The organism is Bacteroidia bacterium, from assembly GCA_039924845.1.
In the GTDB taxonomy this organism is placed as follows: Bacteria; Bacteroidota; Bacteroidia; order DATLTG01; family DATLTG01; genus DATLTG01.
This window is the reverse complement of sequence record JBDTAC010000065.1, coordinates 1-22,245: the sequence shown is the minus strand read 5'-3', so window position 1 is coordinate 22,245 and position 22,245 is coordinate 1. Positions and strand designations below refer to the sequence as shown.

The 22,245-nt window shown below is 35.8% G+C and carries 16 protein-coding genes; 2 read left to right on the top strand and 14 right to left on the bottom strand.

Annotation, left to right across the window (positions count from 1 at the left end; translation table 11 throughout):
- The first annotated feature begins 71 nt into the window (after positions 1-71).
- The gene (locus ABIZ51_07145; protein MEO7088549.1) at positions 72-4,484 is read left to right on the top strand and encodes a translocation/assembly module TamB domain-containing protein; all 4,413 of its coding nucleotides are present in this window, start codon (positions 72-74) and stop codon (positions 4,482-4,484) included.
- A gap of 33 nt (positions 4,485-4,517) precedes the next feature.
- Here ABIZ51_07145 and ABIZ51_07140 read toward each other — a convergent pair whose 3' ends face one another.
- From ABIZ51_07140 to ABIZ51_07115, 6 genes are all read right to left on the bottom strand, one after another.
- A complete protein-coding gene (locus ABIZ51_07140; protein ID MEO7088548.1) occupies positions 4,518-5,279 on the bottom strand; it encodes a hypothetical protein in 762 nt (253 codons plus the stop codon).
- A 40-nt stretch (positions 5,280-5,319) separates the two neighbouring features.
- A complete protein-coding gene (gene trxB, locus ABIZ51_07135; protein MEO7088547.1) occupies positions 5,320-6,264 on the bottom strand; it encodes a thioredoxin-disulfide reductase in 945 nt (314 codons plus the stop codon).
- Positions 6,265-6,387: 123 nt separating this feature from the next.
- Positions 6,388-7,443, bottom strand: coding sequence for a type IX secretion system protein PorQ (gene porQ, locus ABIZ51_07130; protein ID MEO7088546.1), 1,056 nt, complete (start codon positions 7,441-7,443; stop codon positions 6,388-6,390).
- Positions 7,444-7,606: 163 nt separating this feature from the next.
- The gene (gene yidC, locus ABIZ51_07125) at positions 7,607-9,493 is read right to left on the bottom strand and encodes a membrane protein insertase YidC (protein ID MEO7088545.1); all 1,887 of its coding nucleotides are present in this window, start codon (positions 9,491-9,493) and stop codon (positions 7,607-7,609) included.
- A gap of 155 nt (positions 9,494-9,648) precedes the next feature.
- On the bottom strand, positions 9,649-10,428 hold the full coding sequence (locus tag ABIZ51_07120; protein ID MEO7088544.1) for a transglutaminase domain-containing protein: 780 nt from the start codon (positions 10,426-10,428) through the stop codon (positions 9,649-9,651).
- A gap of 120 nt (positions 10,429-10,548) precedes the next feature.
- The gene (locus ABIZ51_07115) at positions 10,549-11,520 is read right to left on the bottom strand and encodes a peptidoglycan DD-metalloendopeptidase family protein (protein ID MEO7088543.1); all 972 of its coding nucleotides are present in this window, start codon (positions 11,518-11,520) and stop codon (positions 10,549-10,551) included.
- A gap of 159 nt (positions 11,521-11,679) precedes the next feature.
- Between ABIZ51_07115 and alaS the strand changes: the two genes are divergently transcribed.
- Positions 11,680-14,313 (top strand): alanine--tRNA ligase, encoded by a 2,634-nt coding sequence (gene alaS, locus ABIZ51_07110; protein ID MEO7088542.1) that lies wholly within the window; start codon positions 11,680-11,682, stop codon positions 14,311-14,313.
- A gap of 39 nt (positions 14,314-14,352) precedes the next feature.
- On the opposite strand, the gene ABIZ51_07105 is transcribed toward alaS, so the two are convergent.
- The 8 genes from ABIZ51_07105 to ABIZ51_07070 form a co-directional block, all read right to left on the bottom strand.
- Positions 14,353-15,936, bottom strand: a complete 1,584-nt coding sequence (locus ABIZ51_07105; protein ID MEO7088541.1) for a peptide chain release factor 3 — start codon at positions 15,934-15,936, stop codon at positions 14,353-14,355.
- Positions 15,937-15,997: 61 nt separating this feature from the next.
- Entirely contained in the window at positions 15,998-16,345 is a 348-nt protein-coding gene (gene rplS, locus ABIZ51_07100) for a 50S ribosomal protein L19 (protein ID MEO7088540.1), read from the bottom strand.
- 160 nt (positions 16,346-16,505) lie between these two features.
- Positions 16,506-17,000 (bottom strand): hypothetical protein, encoded by a 495-nt coding sequence (locus tag ABIZ51_07095; protein ID MEO7088539.1) that lies wholly within the window; start codon positions 16,998-17,000, stop codon positions 16,506-16,508.
- Between the two features lie 15 nt (positions 17,001-17,015).
- Positions 17,016-17,930, bottom strand: a complete 915-nt coding sequence (locus tag ABIZ51_07090; GenBank protein ID MEO7088538.1) for a GNAT family N-acetyltransferase — start codon at positions 17,928-17,930, stop codon at positions 17,016-17,018.
- Positions 17,931-17,947: 17 nt separating this feature from the next.
- A complete protein-coding gene (locus ABIZ51_07085) occupies positions 17,948-19,270 on the bottom strand; it encodes a polysaccharide deacetylase family protein (GenBank protein MEO7088537.1) in 1,323 nt (440 codons plus the stop codon).
- Complete coding sequence (gene wecB / locus ABIZ51_07080) at positions 19,263-20,417, bottom strand: UDP-N-acetylglucosamine 2-epimerase (non-hydrolyzing) (GenBank protein ID MEO7088536.1); 1,155 nt, start codon at positions 20,415-20,417, stop codon at positions 19,263-19,265. Before wecB ends, ABIZ51_07085 begins: the two co-directional genes overlap by 8 nt.
- 121 nt (positions 20,418-20,538) lie before the next feature.
- Entirely contained in the window at positions 20,539-21,234 is a 696-nt protein-coding gene (gene radC / locus ABIZ51_07075) for a DNA repair protein RadC (protein ID MEO7088535.1), read from the bottom strand.
- 94 nt (positions 21,235-21,328) lie between these two features.
- Positions 21,329-21,775, bottom strand: a complete 447-nt coding sequence (locus ABIZ51_07070; protein ID MEO7088534.1) for a hypothetical protein — start codon at positions 21,773-21,775, stop codon at positions 21,329-21,331.
- Positions 21,776-22,245 lie beyond the last annotated feature (470 nt).

Below are 22,245 nucleotides of genomic sequence, written 5' to 3'. Positions count from 1 at the left end.
CAGAATAAAAGACCAAAGTTATCAAAAAATTACGCAACATATTACTCTACTTTTTAGGCTCGCTCGCTTTCTTGTTGCTGATTGCGTATTTATTGCTTCGTACAAGTTCTGTGCAAACGTGGCTAACGCAAAAAATTGCCTCTTATTATTCTGAGAAATTACATACCAAAGTGGAAGTAGGGGGGGTAGATATCGGTTTTTTCAACAAAGTGATTTTAGAAAAAGTATACGTGGAAGATTTGCACAAAGATACTTTGCTATACGCCGAAAAATTAGCGTTGAGCATCGGAGATATCAATCGTCAAACACATCAAATTTTTATAACAAGTGTGGAGTTGAAAAACACGAAACTCGCATTAATTACGTATCAAAAAGAAAAAGATTTTAATTTACAATTTATCATCAATGAATTTGCTTCCAAAGATACAATAGCTGATACTACTGCGGTCGCTTGGCATTTTAGATTTGGCGGATTGTTGCTGAATAATGTGGATTTTAAATTGCAAGATAGAAACGATACATCGACCACTACGGGAATTAATTTTTCAGATTTACACGCTGAAAATATCCATGCGGGAATCAGCGATGTGGAATTTTTTGGTGATACGATTCGGGCTACGATTGATAATCTTTCTACAACTGAAAAATCAGGATTTCAACTTCGGGATTTTGCGTGTTATGTGAAATTGAGTCCGGTAGGCATGGAGTTGGATCAACTTCGGATTAAAACTGCGCAAAGTGAAATTTCCACTGATTTGATTTTAAAATATTCTAAATATGGCGATTTTAATGATTTTATCCATAAAGTGAAGATGAAAGCGGTGTTTACGAAATCGCGTTTGGAGATGAATGACATCGCTTATTTTTCGACCGATTTAAAAGGAATGTACAAAACACTAACGGTTTCGGGCGACATTAGCGGAACTGTAAATGATTTGCGCGGAAAAAATATGAATATTTTATTCGGAGATAATACACAATTCAGTGGAAATATTGATATGAGCGGCTTACCGAATTTTTCTGAGACCTATATGCACTTGGATATAAACCGACTTACCACCACACGCGAAGATTTGGAGCAAATTCCGGTACCACCATTTAACGAACAAAAAACATTGGAAGTGCCTGAAAGTATTGGACTTCTCGGAAAAATTAAATTTAGTGGCAATTTCTCAGGTTTCTATTCAGATTTTGTGGCGTACGGGAAATTTACCACTGACCTCGGGAATATTTCATCCGATGTTGATATGCAAAAACCATTGGGGAATTCCGTTGCTACTTATAGCGGAAAAATAAAGTCAGATAATTTTGATATCGGAAAATTTTTAGGGATTGGAATTCTCGGAAAAATAAGTTTGGATGGACAGGTGGATGGCAAAGGTTTGGAGCGCGATAATATTGCGGCGAACATTAAAGGTGCTATCAAAAATATTGAGTTTAATAAATACAATTATCAAAATCTGAATGTAGCGGGAAATTTGGCGAAAAGAGTGTTTAAAGGAATGCTTGCTGTTCGGGATACTAACTTAAGCATGGATTTTAACGGAGATGTGGATTTTAATGAAAAAATTCCGGTAACGGATTTCGTTTCCACCATTAATCGAGCCGATTTGAGTGCGCTCCATTTTATACAAAGTAAAACGCCAGCTATTCTTTCCTCTCAACTTACAGTAAATGTTACTGGTAGCAACGAGGATGATTTATTGGGCGAAGCCTTAATCGGAAAAACTACTTTTATCCAGAATAATATTCAATACGAAATGCAGCATTTGAATTTGGTATCGCAGAAGGAAAAGGATGGAAAGAAATCTGTTTTTTTATCGTCCGATTTTTTGGATGCCACCATTAAAGGGAATTTCGAGCTAAGTGAATTACCCACCTCTATCATTAATTTTTTAAACCACTATGCACCTTCTTATGTTCCTAAACTAAAATTAAAGAGCATTCAACAACCTGAAAATTTTAATTATTCAGTTCATTTTAACAAGCCAAATCCTTTAACAGAATTATTTTTTCCAAAACTAAAAATCAGCCCAGATACATACGTGAATGGAAGTTATAACAGTACAGATCAAAAAATAATCTTAAATGCAAAAGCACGTCAATTAGTGTTGAGTGGGAAGAAAATTTCGTTGTGGAGTGCGGAAGTATTTTCGGATCAACAAAAAATAAAAATGAAAATGGGCTGTCAGCGTTTGGATATTAGCGACAGCATTGGAGCTGATAATTTAGCTATATCTGCAACTGCTTTAAATGACAGTGTAACGTGGAAGTTGAATTGGAAAAGCAATGATGACATTGAGTATAGCGGAAATTTTGACGGACTCGTGTTGTTTGATCAACATCCACAATTAAAAATTAAATTGTTGCATTCTCAAATTGTGATTGCTGATTCCGTTTGGAAAATGAGCGAAGACAATGAGATAAAAATAGATTCATCACAGATAGCCGTTACTAATTTGTCGTTTCGAAATGGACAGCAAGCCATTGCCGTAAATGGTTTTATTTCAGAAAATAAATCGCAAGCAATACAAATCAATCTTTCTCAATTTAGGTTGGAAAATTTGAATCAGTTTATAGCTAAAAGTGGATTGAAATTAAATGGTGCTGTGGATGGCATAACCACTATTTCAAGTATCTATGAGCATCCTGTTTTTAGCAGTTCCATCAATTTCCAGAAAATAAAATTGAACAATGAAAATATTGGTAATGGAGTTTTAGAAACGCTTTGGAACGATAAAAAACAAGCTATTTATTTGCATGGAAATTTTAGTAAAGACAGTATTCAAAATATCCTTATTTCCGGCTTTTATTATCCTACGAGAGATACAAATAATGTGGATATGGATATGACTTTGCACAACATGGAAATGCAAATTTTCGAACCTTTTGTGAAGGATTATTGCCGTGATTTTAAAGGACAATTTGGCGGAGAGGTAACGATAAAAGGTGCGATAAATAATCCTTTGTTGGGAGGTAAATTAACGCTCCATGCGAAAAAAGTTACCGTCAATTATTTGAATACTTCGTACAGTTTCAATCAGGATATTATAATACATCCTACTTCTTTTCGTATAGATAGCCTTGTTTTATATGATATTTACGGGCATACTGCCATCGTAAATGGAAGTGTTTTTCACAATAATTTTAAAGATTTTCAATTAGATTTTGATATTGAGGCAAGTAAATTTTTATGTTTAAATACATCTGATAATACGGATAATCTATATTACGGAACCGCTTTTGGATCGGGAATAATGAACGTCTATGGTTATTTGAATAATATTTCAATTGACGCATCTTTAAAGACAGAAAAAATAAATTTTGATCATAAAATATTCACAACGCAATTATTTATTCCGATGACGGGACCACAAGAAGCAGGTGATAATGATTTTGTGCGCTTCATAAAAAAAGATTCTGTGAAGGTGAAAAAAGGGCAAGATTACAAGGCGTCTCAAAATGGATTGACAGTTAATTTAAACGTAGAAGCCACGCCAGATGCGCAAGTACAAATTATTTTTGATTCCAAAATTGGAGATATTATTACAGCGCATGGAAATGGAAATCTGAAAATGTCGGTCAATAGTATCGGAAGTGTTAGTATGTATGGCGATTATACGATTGACGATGGGAGTTATTTGTTCACGCTACAAAATATCATCAATAAAAAATTTAAACTGCAAAAAGGCGGAACCATTCGCTGGTCGGGCGATCCATACAACGCAGATCTGAATTTAAATGCAATTTATCAAGTAAAAACACCGCTGAGCCCATTTTTTCCTTCCGATTCAACAGGTTTGTATAAAAAGCGTTATCCCGTCAATTGTATTTTGAATTTAAGTGGAAATTTATTCAGTCCGAACATTGCTTTCGACATTGATTTGCCAACGGTGGATGATGGAACACGCCAAACGATAAAAAGCTATCTAACTACGGAGCAAGAAATGAATAAGCAAATTTTTTCTTTAATGGTGATGAACAGTTTTGTACCACCCGATCAATTGAAATCGCAAGGTGTTTCACAAGGAGGAAATGCAGGAACTACGGCTTCTAGCGAGTTATTGTCGAATCAATTGAGTAATTGGCTTTCGCAAATAAGCAATGATTTTGATGTGGGTGTGAATTACCGACCGGGAGATTTATTGAGCAGTAAAGAGCTGGAAGTCGCACTTTCGACACAACTTTTTAATGACAAAGTATCTATTGATGGTAATTTTGGAGTAGCCGGAAATGCTGCAGTACAAACCCAAAATACGAATAATATTGTCGGCGACGTAAACATAGAATATAAACTTACAGAAGACGGTAAACTACGTGTAAAAGCTTTTAATCGATCCAACGATAATACCATTGTACTTTCCAATGCCCCATTTACCCAAGGTATGGGCATTTTTTACAGAGAAGAATTTAATACTTTGGGAGAACTGTATCGTAGGTTTCGGAGTAAAACTGCGAAACAAAAAACAACGACAACGAATTAAAAGCGATTGAAAAATTATTTTTTGAGAAGAGGATTATTGCCTTTTTTGATCGTTCAACATACCGTTTATATAATCATCCACTTCGATTAATTTGCCGCTTTCATCGTACAAATTCCAAGTGCCATCTTTCTGATAATCGTTCACTGCCGGAACGTATTTCATAGAGCCAGATTTACTCACTTTGCCATTCGGGAAATATTCTTTTTTATCGTATAGATATTCTTTGTGTTTCTTTTTATCGGCATCACGCAACTCGAAAGTAGATTCTGGTTGTCCATTTTCAAGATACGAATCACGTTTGATAATATGTTCTAAACTTTTATCGGATTCTTCGATGTAAGAAACGTTTCCATTCGGATAAAAATCTTGTTCGCTTTCTACTTGTCCGTTGTAATAGGTAATGTCCGACTTTATTTTTCCAGTGTTATAAAAAATAGTCATGTGGCATTTTTTGATTGTTACTATTTTGAATTCGCGTTCAATTTGCCCATTTTCAAAATAATTGGAATAGAGTTTTAGTTGTCCATCTACATAATATCCTTTATGGATAATTTTTCCGTCTTCGTAATAATCAATAATTTGACCTTGTGCAGCATAGCCCTTTTCGTTTCTAACGGAATCTCCGCCAATAGAAGGATTTAACTTGTCGTACATGGTTATCCCATAAGCAGAATCCACTACTTGCGATGCCTTGTAACGCTTGGCTGTAGGTATTTGCCCGCTAAATTTAAATTGTGCAAATAAAGCAGAAGAGAAACTGAAAAAGATGCAACAGAAAAGTATTTTTTTTATCATCAAAAATAAAATGTTATAGTCAAAGGTACTGAAATATAGTTTAATGAATGCCTTTTTCGGCGAGATAGCGCTCCGCATCCAAAGCAGCCATGCAACCTGTACCAGCAGCTGTAACTGCTTGGCGATACACTTTATCTTGCGCATCTCCACAGGCAAAAACACCCTCAATATTGGTTTTACTAGTTCCTGGAATAGTTTTGATATAACCCACTTCATCCAAATTTAGCCATTGTTTAAAAATAGCCGTGTTCGGCTGATGACCAATCGCCACGAAAAAACCAGTGATCGTTAAAGTGCGTTCTTCACCTGTTTTGGAATTTACCATTAAAGCTCCAGTAACACCTTTATCTCCTAAAATTTCTTTTGTTTCGTGATTGTATAAGATTTCAATATTCGCGGTGTGTGTTACACGATGTTGCATCGCTTTGGAAGCGCGCATTTCGTCTTTTCGAACAATCATATACACTTTGCGACATAATTTAGCGAGATACGTCGCCTCTTCTGCGGCTGTATCGCCAGCTCCAACAATCGCTACATCTTGTCCTTTAAAAAAGAAACCATCGCACACGGCACATGCTGAAACACCAAATCCATTTAATCGCTCTTCGGAGGGCAAACCAAGCCATTTGGCTGAAGCTCCTGTAGCAATGATAACTGTATCCGCTAAAATAATTTTTTTCTCATCAATGGTTATTTTGTGTGGATGCTTTGAAAAATCAACAGCAGTAGCCACTCCCCAACGAATATCCGTTCCGAAACGTTCCGCTTGCGCTTTAAAATCTTCCATCATTTTCGGACCATCTGTACCTTTTGGATATCCGGGATAATTTTCGACTTCAGTGGTAATTGTCAATTGTCCGCCAGGCTGCAAGCCTTCGTACATAACAGGTTTCATATCCGCACGAGCGGCATAAATAGCGGCAGTATATCCAGCAGGACCTGAACCTATAATCAAACAATTTACTTTTTCTAATTCTTCGATCATAAAATGATTTTTTGAGGGAACAAAGATATGAATATTAAATCTTAGAAGTGGAGTTGTAAATTTGGAATTTGAAAAATAATTTATGAAAATAGACTTACAAAAACAGTTTGAAAAATTAATTTTTCAATTTTGTTTTCGCGCCATAAATTCGGAAAGGTGGAGACTGATGGTGAAATGGTTAGAGCCTCCAGCTAAGCTGTAAACGGCATGCCCGTAGCTCAACTGGAATTTCGAAATTTTAAACCCAAAGCCATATGAAAATCCATCTAATCCTGTTCGAGTTACCAATTCCAGTTCTTTTCTGCGTTCATAATTAAATCCCAAACGGAGATTAAAATTTTTAGTAATCAATAATTCGCCACCCAGTACTAAATGGCGTATTAAATTATCGCCGAAAGCCCATTTTGGAGCAGACGATGTAATGCTTTGTCCTGTACTAGGATCTATCGTAGCAGTGTCGCTCGGATCGGAATAAGTTAAATTCCATTTTTGTAAATGCTGTGCAATAATGGATAATCGAAAAGGGGCGTGTTTGGGTTGTTTTGAAATCCCTATTTGTACGTCTAAAGGCAGTGGTTCGTGGTTTCCGGGAGTATAGGTTTTCCATTGTGTTCCTAAGTTTGCGATAACAGCTGCAATAGAAAATTTGCTTTTTGCATTGTAATAAGTTCCACCAAGATCAATGGCATTACCGAAAGAGGCATATTGCGCCAGCGAAGAATAAATGGTTTTTAAATTGGCTCCTATCGAGAAGCAAGAATCTAATTGTTTGGAATAGCCAATGTTGAATAAATATTCAGCAGCTTTAAAAGTACCTGTAATTTGACCTGTTTGATCGGCTTGCGTAAATGTTCCGTAATTGATAAATTTCATGCCAAGACTGAAGGTGCCTATTTTTTCAAAATCCTTCGCGTAAGCAGCATTTCCGTAATTAATTCCTGCAAAATAATTGATATAACTTAAACTCAAACTATTGTCCATAGTAGGATTTAAAAGTGATGGATTCTGAAAACTTGCGTTGATATCATCGTCCTTTACGCTCATAATGTTTCCACCCAAAGAAGCTGTTCTGGCAGAAACAGGAAGGTTCAAAAATTCGTAGGTGCCGCTTCCGCCAATTTGAGCTGACGCAACGAAAGAAAAGGAAAGTAAAAAAAGAGAGAATAATTTTCGCATCATCAAGGCAAAGTAAGCACTTTTTTCTGTAACGGAATGAAGCGCGTTTTATTATATCGAGTTACAAATATGTTACTCGATTAAGAAAGCATTCAAAATCTTATTTTTTAAGTCTCGCATAGTAATTATACTACTAAAACCATGCAATAGCCAAGTGCGCCGAAAATTATTTTTTGCGTTGTGCTTGTTGTTGTTTTGAAATTTCTTCCAATCGTTTTTGGAAAGAAGAAACTTTTACGGGACGTTTTTTGTTTTCTTGAAGCTTTTTGTGCAAAGCGTCTTCATCCACAAAGCTGCGCATAATCATGGTTTGTCCGAACGTAATCATATTCGCCAAAAAATAATAATAACTCAAGCCGGCAGAATAATTATTCATGAATCCCAAAAACAGAACAGGCATTAAATACATCATCCATTTCATGCCAGGCATTTGATTTTGCGATCCCATCAATTGGTTGTTCGACCAAGTATATAAAAGTGTGGAAAGCGTCATCAACAAAGTAAATAAGCTGATGTGATCGCCATACATGGGAATGGTAAAATGCAATTGATAAATGGAATCGTAAGTCGATAAATCATGACACCACAAAAACCCTTGTTGTCTTAATTGTATGGAAGATGGAAAAAATTCAAACAAAGCGTATAAAATCGGCATTTGAAAAAGCATCGGGACACATCCTGCTAAAGGATTTACGCCTACTTTTTTGTACATCGCCATGGTGGCTTGTTGTTTTTTTAGTGCGTCTTCTTTTTTCGGAAATTTTTTACCGATTTCGTCAATTTCAGGTTTCAATACACGCATTTTTGCGGATGACAAATATGTTTTATAAACCACTGGAAACAAGCAGAGCTTGATAACCAACGTGAGAATTAAAATAACAATTCCGTAATTCATTCCAGTGCTACTTAAAAAATCGAAAATTGGAATTACAACAAAACGATTGATCCAACCTAAAATTCCCCAGCCAAGTGGCACTTGATGTTCGAGTCCGAGATCAAATTTTTTCAGCGTTTTAAAATCGTTTGGTCCAAAATAAAAGTGCATCGGAAAACTTTCGCTTTGTTCGTGGTTATAAGGGATAGAAAGTTCAGCATTGAAATTTTTTACATATTTTTCGGAACCCGTTTCCGTTTTTGTTTCGATATCATTGGGTTTTTCGAACGAATTATCTGCAATTAAAACCGAAGTGAAAAATTGTTGTTTAAAAGAAATCCATTTTAATTTGGCGTCTTCCAAGGATTTTTTCTCATCTTTTCGTTCGCTGATATAATTTACATCGTCATCCGCGTAGCGGTAATAGATAGTGGAAGCGCGTTGTTGATTGATAATATTTTTTTCTTGAGAAGGCGTTTTCATTTGCCAAATCAAGTTAAATTCATTGTCGTTAGAAGCAATAATATTTTGCAAACCCACCGTATTTACTTTTACAGACATCATATAACTGTTGCCAATCAAAGTATAAACGTATTCGATGTATTTGGTCGAATCACCCGCGTACAAACGCATTGCGATGTGTGAAGAATCTTTTCCGCTCACAATAAAACGATTTCCGACAGATGTAAAAAACAAAGAATCGGTAGAAAAACCTTTTGAAAACGCGCTAAATTCCAATCCGAAAGAAGAAGAATCGGAATTAAAAAGAAACAAAGGTGTTCCTGCAGAGGTTTTGTATTTTTTTAATTGAACAGATGCAATTCTTCCGCCTTTTGTGCTCAGCGTAACTTTCATCAATTCGTTTTCGATGACAATATTTTTATTTATTTTTCCGATATCATCGGCAAATGCACCGTACGCTGATTTTTTCGCTACGGATTTCGCAGAATCACTTACAACAATTGTTTTCGCAGTATCGTTTTTGGAAACAATGGGTACCACATTTTTATTTTTTTGCGCCAATTGGGCTTGCACCGCAGCTGTTTGCTGAACAACGGCAATCGAATCTTGCGTTCTTTTCTGTTTTTCCAGTTCCGTTTTGGATGGAGACATATAATACATCCATCCCAAAAGCACTGCACCTATTACTAATAAACCGTAAAACGAATTTTTGTCCATGAAAAAATATTTTTTGGAGCGCAAAGATACTTTTTATAAATTAAATATGGAAGCACCAAAAAAGGATGGATTTTAAAAGCAGAAAAGTGAAAAATAGGAAGGTTAAAAAAGCAGGTTGAAAAATTATTTTTTTGAAGGCATAAAAAGTTGGTAAATTAATTTCCGATGTCTCGATTTAATTTTTCAGTTTCTTTAATACTTTGAATGTGGTCAGCAAAAGATTTTTTAGCGGAAGTTAAATAATAAGCAGCGTTAAATCCTTTATAAAAATGACGCACTTCTTCATCGCAACTTCCGCTTGCCCAAGTGGCATCTAAATCGTACCAATTTCCATTCAACTCAACACTGTCCCAAGCATGGTTGGTAAATTTTCGGTGAAAAGTTTTGTATTTCCCTATTCTTTTTGAATTCTGATCCGCAAAGCCATGAATTATTTCGCAATTAATCCCGCTTTGGTTACACAATTCATAAAATAAAATGGCATAACCTTCGCAAATCCCTTTCCGTTTACGAAGTACGCGATTGGCGTATCTATAATACATATTTGCCCATTGCGCTGTTATTTGTGATTTGGAAGTTGTGGAAGAATACGAAACGCCGCCGCCAAGTGTTTTATTTTTGTTGTGATAATCGGCACAATCGTACGAAATATTATTTGTCATCCAACGAAAAATGGCGCGTACTTTATCTTCTGGCGAAGTAAATGTTGCTGTTAAATCCTTGGCAAGCGAAGGAATGTTTCTATATCTTTTTTTGAGATGCAACACATAGGCATCTACAACGGCATAATGCGCTTGTGCAATTGAATCGTTGAGTGCGAGGGAATCTCCGAAATCACCGTAAAAATTATTTTTAGAAATCAAACTATCTCCAATCTGGGCTTTTATCAAGTTAGATAAAAGAAGAAAAAATAGTATGGAAAATATTTTTTTCATCTCCGAAAAATTATTTCTACCCAAAACGCTAAGAAATCTTTTTTATTGCGAGGCTTTCAAAAAAATAATTTTTCAAACGAAAAAAAAGGCATAAAAAATATGCTTCAAAAAAATAATTTTTTAATCGAAAGATTGTCCTGGTTGTGAAGCTGCACGGGTAATTTGTTGGAATTCTGCCGGAGTTAAATCGTGGTAGAAAAAATTAACGGGATTTACTCTTTCTCCATTTTTTATTACCTCATAATGTAAATGCGGACCAGTAGATAAACCCGTGCTGCCTACGTAACCAATCACTTCGCCGCGTTTTACTTTTTGTCCGGGTTGTACAATTATTTTACTCATGTGTCCGTACAGCGATTCGTAACCGTATCCATGGTCAATCACCACATGGTTTCCGTAGCCATCTTCGGTACTTGCAAGCGGTTCTACAACGCCATCGCCAGAAGCGTAAATAGGAGTGCCTTCGTGCGCTACTAAATCAACGCCTGTATGAAAGTGCATGGTTTTAAAAATCGGGTGCATGCGCCAACCGAAACCAGAACCAATCTCAATCAAATCCTTGGTAGCAATGGGTTGTATGGCAGGAATGTTTGCTAACATTTCCTTTTTGTTTTCGGCCAATTTCGCTACTTCGTCAAACGATTTAGACTGAATGTAAAGTTGTTTTGTAATGATGTCAAGCTTCTTAGTGGTTTCCACCAATAAATCCGAATTGTCATAACCTTGCAAATCTTGATACCTGTCCACACCACCAAAACCTGCTTTACGAACGTCATTTGGAATGGGCGGAGCTTCTAAAATAACACGGTAAATATTGTCGTCTCTGTCTTGTAAATTATTTAATACTTGCGAAGCCAAATCCATGCGTTTATTCAATAAATCGTATTGCAATTTAAGTTCGGTAATTTCTCGTTTTTGCGCCAATTCTTTTGGAGAATTAAAATAAGTAAACGCAATAAAAACAGTTACTCCGGCAAAAACAGTTCCGGTGGCGAGGTACGATAATAGTTTTTTAAAACGATCCTTAAAGGCTATTTGAACCTTCTCGTACGTAAGCGATTTTGTATTATACCTGTATTTTACTTTCGACATGAATCTTTGAAAAATAACGCTTCGAAAAATTATTTTTTGGAAGCATCAAAAAACTGTTTTGTTGAGCAACGCAAATTTAATTATTTCATCTAACTTTGCAAGTCTTTTTTAAGAAGTCTTGTTGTTAAATTATGTTAATGAAAAAAATATTTTTTTGAAATGAATTCTACCGAAACCCGTCAAACTTTTCTTGATTTTTTTGAATCGAAAAAACATACCCTTGTTCCATCTGCACCCATGGTTATTAAAGGCGATCCTACTTTGATGTTTACCAATGCGGGCATGAATCAGTTTAAAGATCTTTTTCTGGGAAATGCGCCCATTAAATTTCCGCGTATTGCGGATACACAAAAATGTTTGCGTGTGTCCGGTAAACACAACGATTTGGAAGAAGTTGGCGTGGATACTTATCATCACACTATGTTCGAAATGCTTGGTAATTGGAGCTTTGGCGATTATTTTAAAAAAGAAGCAATCGAATGGGCGTGGGAATTACTTACTGGAATTTATAAAATAGATAAAAATAGATTGTACGTAACCGTTTTTGAAGGCAGTAAAGACGATCATTTGGCGTTTGATCAAGAGGCGTATGATTGCTGGAAAAAATATATTTCCGAAGACCGAATTATCAATGGAAATAAAAAAGATAATTTCTGGGAAATGGGTGATACTGGTCCTTGTGGACCTTGCTCCGAAGTGCACGTAGACATTCGCGATGACGCAGAACGTAAAAAAATTGACGGAAAATCCTTGGTAAATGCAAGCCATCCTCAAGTGATTGAAATTTGGAATTTGGTGTTTATGGAATTCAATCGTTTGGCAGATGGAAGTTTAAAAAAATTGCCAGCGCAACATGTTGATACAGGAATGGGTTTCGAGCGCTTGTGTATGGTTTTGCAAGGAAAAAAATCCAATTACGATACCGATGTTTTTACGCCTTTCATTGATTTTATTTCGAAAACTACGAACATCGCGTACAAAAAAAGCGAACAAACAGACATTGCGATGCGCGTTATTTCCGATCACATTCGCACTATTTCTTTCGCTATTGCGGATGGACAATTGCCTTCTAACAATGGCGCTGGCTATGTGATTCGCCGTATTTTACGCAGAGCGGTACGTTACGGATATACTTTTTTAAATCTTCAAGAACCTTTTCTTTGCCGCTTGGTATCGATTTTAGTGAACCAATTGGGAGGAACTTTTCCTGAATTAACATCGCAAAATGAACTCATTGAAAAAGTAATTTTAGAAGAAGAAAAATCTTTTTTACGTACGCTAGGCAATGGAATTATTCGTTTTGAAGAATACATAAAAACCTTAAAAGGTACAAAAATAATTTCTGGACATTTCGCTTTTGAATTGTACGATACATTTGGTTTCCCGATAGATTTGACGCAGCTTTTAGCACGCGAAAAAAACTTTTCTGTGGATATGGAAAGTTATCAAGAGCAATTGGAATTGCAAAAAAATCGCTCGCGCGCCGCAGCCAGTGTGGATACCGAAGATTGGATAAATTTAGAAACGTATTCGCCATCTGATTTTGTAGGCTACGAAAAATTAACCGCAGCATCAAAAATAATTCAATATCGAAAAGTAAAAGCGAAAGGAAAAGAGCTGTTTCAAATTGTATTAAAGGAAACACCTTTTTATGCGGAAAGTGGCGGACAAGTGGGTGATACTGGATTTTTAATATCAGTAGATTCAGAACCAAAAGAAGAAATAAAAGTACTCGATACCAAAAAAGAACACGGAGTTATTATTCATATCACTGATAAATTACCTTCTAATTTATATCAATCTTTTTCGGCGGTTGTAGATGCAAAAAAACGTCAATTAACTGCCAATAATCATTCTGCTACACATTTGCTTCATGCGGCATTAAGAAAGGTTTTGGGAACACATGTGGAACAAAAAGGGTCGCTGGTAAGCGAGGAGCATTTACGTTTCGATTTTTCTCATTTTTCTCATCTCACTGCCGAACAAATTTTGGAAATTGAAAAAATTGTGAATGAGAAAATCAGAGAAAATATTTTGTTGGAGGTAAAGATATTACCGATTGAAGAAGCAAAAAAATCAGGCGCAATGGCTTTGTTTGGCGAGAAATACGGAGATGAAGTGCGCGTGATTACATTCGATAAGAATTATTCCATTGAGTTGTGTGGAGGAACGCACACTGATGCGACTGGAAAAATAGGATTGTTTTTAATAACTTCCGAAGCCGCTATTGCTGCTGGAATCAGAAGGATTGAAGCACGAACAGGAGAAAAAGCAATTACCTATTTGTATGAAAATTTTGTGCATCCAGTTGATAAATTAAAAATTATTTTGAAGAAAAATTCCAAAGATATAGTGCCTTCCGTTGAAAATATATTGAAAGAAAATATGCAATTGAAAAAGCAAGTGGAACATTTGTATCAAGAAAAAGCTACTATTATCAAGGCAAATCTTCCACAAAAAATAAAAATGATTAACGGTATTAATTTTATTGCTGAAAAAATTGACTTGGATTCTGCGGAAGCAATTAAAGATATTTGCTTCGGATTAAAAAGCAGTTTGAAAAATTTATTTTTGGTACTTATTGCGGAAGTAAACGGAAAACCGACGATTTCCATTCTTATTTCGGAGAATTTAATTGCAGAAAAAAATTGGAATGCCAATACGATGATTCGCGAATTAGCAAAAGAAATTAATGGTGGTGGTGGCGGACAGGCGTTTTATGCTACTGCGGGAGGTACTGATTTAAGCGGAATGGCAAGTGTTTTGAAAAAAGCGGAAAATTATCTGAAATAAAAAAGGGACTTCGAAAAAAATATTTTTTGAACGTTATTTTTAAGCTGTTTCCGAAATAAATCGAAATTCAATTTCTGGATTTTTTTCTTGAGCCATTTGCAAAGCCCAAGCAGATTCTGCTAAAAAAACAGGCTGTTCTTCTTTGTCCACAGCAATATGCGAATATTTATCAGCAATAAATTCTTGCAATTTTTTTCGATCTTTACTGGTAATCCAACATGCTTTGTGCAAGGAAATATGATCGAAATTACACGACGCATTGTATTCGCTCTTTAAGCGATGTTGTATTACTTCAAACTGAAGCGCACCAACGGTTCCCAATATTTTTCGATTGTCTGTTTTTTTTGTAAAAAGTTGCGCCACGCCTTCGTCCGTTAATTGTTCCAACCCTTTGTTGAGTTGCTTGGTTTTCATCGGATCGGTATTGACAACATATTTAAAAAGTTCAGGTGAAAAGCGTGGGATCCCTTTAAAAACTGCTTTGATATTATCGGTCAATGTATCGCCAATTTTGAATGTTCCGGTATCGTACAAACCTACAATATCACCGGGATAGGCGATGTCGATAATGGATTTTTCCTGTGCCATAAAAGCGGTAGGATTCGAAAATTTTACACTACGATTTTCGCGTACCAAAAAATAATTTTTATTGCGTTCAAAAACGCCGGAACAAATTCGTAAAAAAGCAATTCGATCGCGGTGTTTCGGATCAATATTCGCATGGATTTTAAATACAAATCCGCTAAATGCATCGTCTTCTGGCTTGAAAATTCGAACATCTGTTTCGCGCGGCAATGGAGCAGGAGCAATGTCAATAAAGCAATCCAACAATTCTTTCACACCAAAATTATTAACGGCGCTACCGAAAAAAACAGGCGAAATTTTTCCGTCCAAATAATCTTTTTTATTGAAATCGTTGTAAACACCATTAATTAAGGTAATGTCTTCTCGTAATTTTTTAGCGAAATCTTCGCCGATGTGTTCCTCTAAAACTTTGCTATTCACATCTTGAATGGTAACCGTATTTTTTTCGTTTTGCTTATTTCCAGCTTGAAAAAGACTTAAGTTTTTTTCGTAAATATTGTAAACGCCTTTAAATCTTTTTCCAATGCCAATGGGCCAACTCAGCGGGCGAACATGTATTTTTAATTCTTTCTCAATTTCGTCCATCAAATCAAATGGATCGCGGCCTTCTCTGTCTAATTTATTGATAAAAACAATCACAGGCGTATTGCGCATGCGACACACTTCGAGCAATTTTCGCGTTTGCGGTTCTACTCCTTTTACGCAATCAATCACCATGATAACGCTGTCTACCGCGGTAAGTGTACGATAAGTGTCTTCCGCAAAATCCTCGTGGCCGGGCGTATCCAATAAATTTATTTTAATGCCTTTGTATTCGAAACCCATCACGGAAGTAGCCACAGAAATCCCTCTTTGGCGCTCAATTTCCATGAAATCGGAGGCGGCATGCTTTTTTATTTTATTCGATTTAACCGCGCCGGCACTTTGAATGGCGCCTCCAAACAATAATAATTTTTCAGTAAGTGTTGTCTTTCCGGCATCGGGGTGACTAATGATTCCGAAGGTTCTACGTCGCGCTATTTCTTCTTTTTTGTTCATCACAATGAATTAAAAAGCCCCTAAAATTAGGGGCTTAGAAAAATAATTTTTCAAAAAGAAATTATTGTACTTTCTCTTTGATACGTGCTTTTTTACCAGTAAGAGCGCGTAAATAAAACAATCTTGCTCTACGAACAACACCTACTTTATTTACCTCAATTTTATCGATGAAAGGCGAGTGAACAGGGAAAATACGTTCTACACCAACTCCGTTAGAAATTTTACGAACGGTAAAAGATTCTACCACACCAACACCTCTGCGTTGCAATACAACACCTTGATATTGTTGCACGCGTTCTTTATCGCCCTCTTTAATTTTATAGTGAACGGTTACTGTATCACCAGCTTTGAAAGCAGGATACTCTCTTTTTGTAACCAATTTTTCTTCTGCATATTCTAATAATCCCATGGCTATTTTCTTTTTAATTCAATTATTATTTTCCTGAAAAAGGACTGCAATGATACAGAAGTTTTTTTAGATATACAAATTTGTTTCTATACAATTGGATAGAATTTATTTTATGTATTGAAAAATTATTTTTTTGAGTCCTCTTTTTCAACTCAAGAAATCACAACTTTTTCGGTAAAGCAAAAACATGAATGTGGTTGTAAAACAATCCGTAAAAGAAAAATAATACCACTGCCCATAAAAAAACAGAAACAAACATATAGGCCAGTATTTGCTGTTTGTTGGAGTAATACCGCACGGCAATAAATGCGCCCAAAGGAATGGATAAAAAAATGGGCGTAATGGCTGCGATACCCGCTAATCCAAAGTTTCGTTTAAATTTTACTAAAAATTTATTTCTGAAAGAGTGTATTTTTCGCGGTTTGCGCGGAATAACTAAAGCGTAACGCGTTATTTTTTTCTTCCACCAACGTAAAATACTTTCGCTCAAAAAGGTGAAAATTAAAATTCCGGCAAAACCGCCCAGCGATGTAATGGTAACGGCTTCGAAAAATGGCAATCCTGCGAAAACAGCCGCAGGAACACCTGCCACTGAAAATTTTACAGTGCACAGCCAAAAAATACTCAACAATTCCAGCACATCTTTAAAATTCATTGTTTCATTTTTTCACTATCCTTTTATCCATCGCAAAAAGAAAGGTAATTTGTTTTTACGAATTTGTAAATATATACATTCTGTAGAACCGAAACTTTTGTAAAATCGCGCTAAATCGGGATGATTGGAACCTTCAAAATCGAATACCAAATTACGTTGTGAATTGTCGTAAATAAAACGATCGATTAAAAACGGCATCGCTCCTGTTTGCTTCGCTTCTTCGTTGCTTGCTGAAAAAAGAAAAATAACTTTCCCATTGCTTTCTACAAAAAAAGCACACGCCAGCATTTTTTTTTCGGCTGAAAAAACTGCACGTATTTGGCCTCTTTTCTGTTGTAAACAATTTGTTATCAAACGTTTCAACATATCGTAATCAGCATCGCGTAAATTCTTGATTGATTTTCCTCTGTTCGCGCGAAACATATCAATCATCGCATCCACGGTAATTTCGCCGTTTAATTCTAATTTATGTTGAATGGCTTTTTTGATATTTCTTTTGGTATTATCTGAAAATTTTTGATACAGATTTTCGTAACTGTTTATCAAATCTAATTCGTGTGTAACATTTGATTTTATTGTGTATTCTGAAGAAATAACTTTATTAAATGTATTGACATTTATTTCAACAAACGAAAACTTTTTAGGAATCGCATTCAAAAAATCATCTACCACTTTTTCATTGATTTTATCCACCGAAAAAACACCCAATTGTTGAGTAAAAAAAGGTTGATACAAATAATCTAAACCCATTTTATTTGCTTTTGTAAGTGGCATCACCGCTTTGTAGTCGCCTTCTACAAGCGCTTCCCAGCCTTCGTTCACCACATTCAAATACCAAGAATAAGCGTACACAATTCCGTTGAAGGAATGCGCAATGCAAGCGTCCCATTTTTGCTGATTGATTTCGGTATGTTGTAGGTATTTTATCAAAATAATAGGTTAAAAAATTATTTTTTCTCGAGTGCGTAAACGATGGCGTCCTCGTAAATTTGTCGCCAGTTTTTCCAAATTCCGGCATCGCTCAAGGTCTCATTATGCCAAAGCATTATAAACACGCCATCTACTGATTTTACGGCATCTATCAATGGCTTTATATAATTCATCGCCTCTTCTGGTGCAATGTTCATGTATTGTTTTAACGTACATTCCATCACCGCAAAAGGATGAATAACGAGGCGTGTTTCCGTTTCCATATCCAAATCATAAAAATGAAAAGGAGTACAAATACTCGCCCGAAAGCCCACATAATCAGCATAACCCATTGTATAATCGTCTGTGATATCAATATCTATGAGGTTTCTGTATGTTTCTGGAAATTTTAATCGCAAAAAATGTTGGCGACTTTTTGTAATTTCTTGATTTACTATTTTAGATAATTTACCGACTTCTTTTTTTATTTTTCCGATGTTATCTGCCGAATTATAAGAAGGATGAATGCCCACATCTGCATAGTCTGAAAGCTCTTTGATGAGCGATTGGAATTTTTTATTTTCAGGCTGAATATTTTTATCGTTCGCTGCATAATCGCCCAACAGAAAAAAATAAATCGGTCGAAATTTATATTTTTTTTGAATTTCCAATTGATATGCATACGTATCGTACGGATCGTGCTGCTTGCCGAATAACACTTTTGTGCGTTCCGAAATTTCAGCAAAATCGCCTTTTACAATTGCTCGAAAATAAGCTCCGATGCTACGTACCAAACCTTTTTCGCGATACGCGTATGCGTTATCAATATCAATTGTTGAAACAAAATGATACGTGGATTCCGGAAAATGAAAATCAGGAAAATATCCTAAAATTATTTGTTTTACTCTTTTTGCCCATGTATTTACCAAAGGTTTATCCAAAAAATTATTTTGGAAAGCCAAACTTTCTTTCGCATCAAAACGATCGTGTCGATCACGAATATGCGGCAAATATTCTTCGTAACGGCTCACCAAATAAAAAGCTGCAGCAAAAGGATCGAAAGGCAATGCGGAGTTTTTACCAGTCGGAAAAAAAATTTTTGAACCTTCCCAATCGTATATAGAAATGGCTTGCTCTTTGATTCCCATTTCGAATAATAAATTTTTAGAAAGAAAAAACAATTCGTTTTCCAAAGGATGCAAGGTGTAACTAAACTTAGCTCCCAAATAATTTTTAAAAACAGCTGCATCCGAAGTCATTCGGTGCTTTACATGGAGCACATCTCTAAAAAAAAGATTGAAAACAAATTTGTTTCTGCTCGTAATTTTATGCGTATAAATAAGTAGTTCTGAATCAATCATGTGCTATGTGTTGTAACATTTCTGCACAAATAAATTCGGATGCCTTTCCATCACCAAAGAGGTTCGAAAAAATTAATTTTTCAGTACCTGAAAAATATTCGTATGCTTTTAAAATGTTTGATTCGTCTGCATCTACAATTTTTGCTACGCCTGCATTTACTAATTCTACCCATTCGGTCTCAGAACGTAAAATAATACAAGGTTTCTTGAAAAAGAAGGCTTCTTTTTGAACACCGCCAGAATCTGTCAGAACTATTTTTGAATTTTTTTCGAGGGCTGTCATTTCTAAAAAGGAAACAGGCGGAATTATTTTCAAGAATTTATTTTGATGTATTTTTTCGAAAAGTATAGGATCTAAATTTTTCTTCAACAAACCAGAAGTACGCGGATGCAAAGGAAGTATGGCGAAAATTTTATTTTCAGAACTAATTTTATGAAGTGCCGAAAACAACGCATTTAATCTTTTTGGTTCATCTGTATTATTGTTGCGATGGATGGTTGCCAAAATAAATTTTCCACTTTCCAATTCAAGCTCTTTCAAAATAGTAGTGCGCTTTTCAGCGATTTCAGAAAAATAAATACTGTTGTCGAACATCACATCTCCGCAATGATAAATTTTCGGATTGTCGGCAGAATACGGTGCTTTATTTTTTGTCGAAAAGCCTTCTTTCACAAGGTTTTCGAAACCAGATTGTGTTGGAGAAAAAAGTAAAGTAGAAACATGATCACACAAAATACGATTGATTTCTTCGGGCATTGCTTTGTTAAAGGAGCGCAATCCGGCTTCGATATGCACCACAGGAATATGAATTTTGGATGCAGCAATTGCTCCTGCCAAAGTAGAATTAGTATCTCCGTAAACTACGATGCAATGCGGTTTTTCATCTATTAAAATCTTTTCGATTCCAACAATCATGGAAGCTGTTTGTGTTCCGTGAGAACCGGAGCCTGTATTCAAATTATAATCAGGTTTCGGAATTTGCAATTCATCAAAAAAAACTTGCGACATGTTCGCATCGTAATGCTGACCAGTATGCACAATAATTTCTTTTATGCGATCCGAAAAATTATTTTTTATGGCTCTACTTAATGCTGCCGCCTTTATAATTTGCGGTCGTGCACCAATAATAGTAAGTATTTTCAACATTTTATTTCGTAATCATTTGTTATTCGTAAATTCGCAATTATTCGTAATTCGTAACCCAACTTCATTTCGTAAATTCGCAATCATTCGTTTATTCGTAACCAATTCGTAACCAATTCGTAACCTACATTTTCCCTTCGTCTGCGAAACTATAATATCCAGTTTCCGCCACTATTATGTGATCCAACACTTTTACATCTACTAATTTTCCGGCATCGCTTATTTTTTTTGTGATAAAAATATCCTCTTTACTCGGCTGCAAATTTCCGGAAGGATGATTGTGACACAAAATAATGGATTCCGCTAACTGATCAATAGCATGTTTAAAAATTATTTTTGCATCCACCACAGTTCCTGCAATTCCGCCTTTGCTAATATTTTGTTTGCCGATAATTTTATTGGAACGATTCAACAATAAAATCCAAAACTCCTCATTCGGCAAATCACTTAAATGAGAAAAATAATCGTATACATCTTTGCTCGAAGTGATTTTTTCGCGCTCTTTCACTTCTGTCGCACGTCTTCTGCGACCAATTTCTAAAGCAGCAACAATGCTCAATGCTTTTGCTTCTCCAATACCTTTGAATTTCATTAATTCCTTTACGGATAATTTTCCCAATTTGTTTAAATCGTTGCTGTTGCTGTCCAATATTCTTCTCGAAAGTTCCACTGCCGATTCGTTTCTGTTTCCTGATCCAATTAAAATGGCTATTAATTCGGCATCCGACAAAGCAACACAACCGTTTCCCAACAATTTTTCTCTGGGTCTGTCTTGCACACTCCAAAGACGAATGCTCTTTTTCACATATTCTTCTGCCATCCAAAAAATATTTTTTAAGGTTTTAAAGGTAAATATTTAAACTAAAAAAGCCTCCGAATATTTCGGAGGCTTTGAAAAATATTTTTTGAAACGACTATTTATTGGGCGTTTCCATATTCCAAGATTCTTTGTACAAATGATCGCCAGCCCATTTTAAACCACCTTTGTGCGCCATTAAATCATGGGCAGCTTTCGGATGTTTGCGACACCAAGCCATAAAGTTCCTTGCAGCTGGACGATGCGATTTCATTATTTCATCTAAATGAGACCAATTAGGATGCATCGCTGCAAAAGCATCAATTTCTTGTTTCGGATGATTGATAGTCCAGGTTACAAACTCTTGTGAACGCTCCGGATGATTGCCGTCCCACTCAAACATAATGCGCGCAGCTTTTGGATGATTTTTTACCCATTCGCCCAGTTCTTTTGATGCAGCAGGATGGTTGTGCGCCCATTGCTCCAGCGGGATTTGTGCAAATGCAGCACTTGCTGTAAATGCAAAAACGCAAACAATTGCGAAAATTTTTTTGGTGATTTTCATATTTCTATTTTTAAGTTTTTGATGAAGATTTCGCAACAAGATTAAAATGGTTTCGTGAATTTTAAATGAAGATGCCGTTAATGTGAAGATTTGCGAATGTGAATATATAGCAATTGAATTACATTATGCAATCTCGGGCTAAAGCATAAATATAGGGATTGTACTTATTCGATATAAACTCTAATTTTCTTTTAACTCATAGAGAACTGTGAAAATTGATAGGCTTGAGATTCCATTATTAATACTTCCGTTCAATAAAAGTTCCTCTTTTAATTTTGACAAAGGGTAACTACTCGGTGCAGGTGTCTGTCGAATACTTGCCGGAGGATAACTACTCGGTGCCGGTGCTTATTGAATATTTGCCGGAGGGTAACTACTCGGTGCAGGTGCTTGTCGAATACTTGCCGGAGGGTAACTACTCGGTGCAGGTGCTTGTCGAATACTTGCCGGAGGATAAATGCTCGGTGCAG

Coding starts and splice junctions, on each gene's coding strand:
- ABIZ51_07140 (MEO7088548.1), bottom strand. CDS start 5,279: ATGATAAAAAAAATACTTTTCTGTTGCATCTTTTTCAGTTTCTCTTCT.
- trxB (MEO7088547.1), bottom strand. CDS start 6,264: ATGATCGAAGAATTAGAAAAAGTAAATTGTTTGATTATAGGTTCAGGT.
- porQ (MEO7088546.1), bottom strand. CDS start 7,443: ATGATGCGAAAATTATTCTCTCTTTTTTTACTTTCCTTTTCTTTCGTT.
- yidC (MEO7088545.1), bottom strand. CDS start 9,493: ATGGACAAAAATTCGTTTTACGGTTTATTAGTAATAGGTGCAGTGCTT.
- ABIZ51_07120 (MEO7088544.1), bottom strand. CDS start 10,428: ATGAAAAAAATATTTTCCATACTATTTTTTCTTCTTTTATCTAACTTG.
- ABIZ51_07115 (MEO7088543.1), bottom strand. CDS start 11,520: ATGTCGAAAGTAAAATACAGGTATAATACAAAATCGCTTACGTACGAG.
- alaS (MEO7088542.1), top strand. CDS start 11,680: ATGAATTCTACCGAAACCCGTCAAACTTTTCTTGATTTTTTTGAATCG.
- ABIZ51_07105 (MEO7088541.1), bottom strand. CDS start 15,936: ATGAACAAAAAAGAAGAAATAGCGCGACGTAGAACCTTCGGAATCATT.
- rplS (MEO7088540.1), bottom strand. CDS start 16,345: ATGGGATTATTAGAATATGCAGAAGAAAAATTGGTTACAAAAAGAGAG.
- ABIZ51_07095 (MEO7088539.1), bottom strand. CDS start 17,000: ATGAATTTTAAAGATGTGCTGGAATTGTTGAGTATTTTTTGGCTGTGC.
- ABIZ51_07085 (MEO7088537.1), bottom strand. CDS start 19,270: ATGATTGATTCAGAACTACTTATTTATACGCATAAAATTACGAGCAGA.
- wecB (MEO7088536.1), bottom strand. CDS start 20,417: ATGTTGAAAATACTTACTATTATTGGTGCACGACCGCAAATTATAAAG.
- radC (MEO7088535.1), bottom strand. CDS start 21,234: ATGGCAGAAGAATATGTGAAAAAGAGCATTCGTCTTTGGAGTGTGCAA.
- ABIZ51_07070 (MEO7088534.1), bottom strand. CDS start 21,775: ATGAAAATCACCAAAAAAATTTTCGCAATTGTTTGCGTTTTTGCATTT.